This is a genomic window from Streptomyces sp. WAC06614, from assembly GCF_003949795.1.
Taxonomy (GTDB): domain Bacteria; phylum Actinomycetota; class Actinomycetes; order Streptomycetales; family Streptomycetaceae; genus Streptomyces.
The window spans coordinates 1-1021 of record NZ_RPRY01000713.1; the positions used below are offsets into that span (position 1 = coordinate 1).

At 73.6% G+C, this 1021-nt stretch carries 1 protein-coding gene; it reads right to left on the reverse strand.

The window, feature by feature from the left end; all coding sequences use genetic code 11:
- Positions 1-1021 (reverse strand): condensation domain-containing protein (locus tag EF918_RS36070; RefSeq protein WP_260611024.1); only part of this gene is annotated, 1021 nt, incomplete at both ends.

Consider the following 1021-nt stretch of genomic DNA (forward strand, 5'->3'; position numbering starts at 1 on the left):
TCGAAACGGCCGAGGTAGTTGAAGCCGATCTGCGGGGCGGGCAGTGCGGCCAGGGCGGCCGCGGCCTCGGGGTGCGTGCCGGTGTGGCGCAGCAGGCCGTAGCCGATGCCGTTGTCGGGCAGGGCGTGCAGCTGCTCCTTGACCGCCTTCAGCGACCGGCCCAGGTCCGAGCCGGTGCCGGCGTCCAGCCGGACGGGGAACATGCTGGTGAACCAGCCCACCGTCCGCGACACGTCCGCACCCTCGACCACGGCCTCCCGGCCGTGACCCTCCAGGTCCACCAGCACCTCGGTGCCGGCGCCCTCCCGCCAGCGCGAAACCGCCAGCGCGAAACCGGTCAGCAGGACGTCGTTGACCGTCGCCCGGTACTTCGCCGCCACCTCCGTCAGCAGCGCACCCGTCACCTGCGAGGGCAGGGTGAGCGACAGGTGCCGGACGGTGTCGGCGGTGTCCACGGCCGGGTCCAGGGCACGGACCCCCAGCCGGGGATCGTCGCCCGTCAACTGCTGCGTCCACAGCGGGAGTTCGGCGGAGCGGTCCAGTGCGGTGAGCTGCTCCGCCCACCGGCGGAACGAGGTGCCCACGGGCTCCAGCTCACCACCCGCGTACGCCTGGGCCAGGTCCGGCAGCAGCACCCGCCACGACACACCGTCCACGACCAGGTGGTGCGCCATCACCAGCAGACGCCTCGCCTGCTCGAACCACACCACCTGCACCATCACACCCGCGTCCGGCGCCAGCCGCTCCCGAGCGGCCCGCGCCTCCCCGGCGACATCCTCACCGGCCGCCACCCGCAGCACGTCCGAGGCCCGGACCGCACCCGGCGCGGGCACCTCCAGGCTCCAGACGCCCTCACCGCGCACCAACCGCGCACGCAGCATGTCGTGGTGGTCCAGCAGCGCCTGGACCGCGGCCTGAAGCCCCTCGAACGTGGCATCGGCCGGGGCCTGGAGCAGCATCGCCTGGTGGAACCCGTCCACCGGGCCACCCAGCTCACGCAGCCAGCCCACGATCGGCGTCT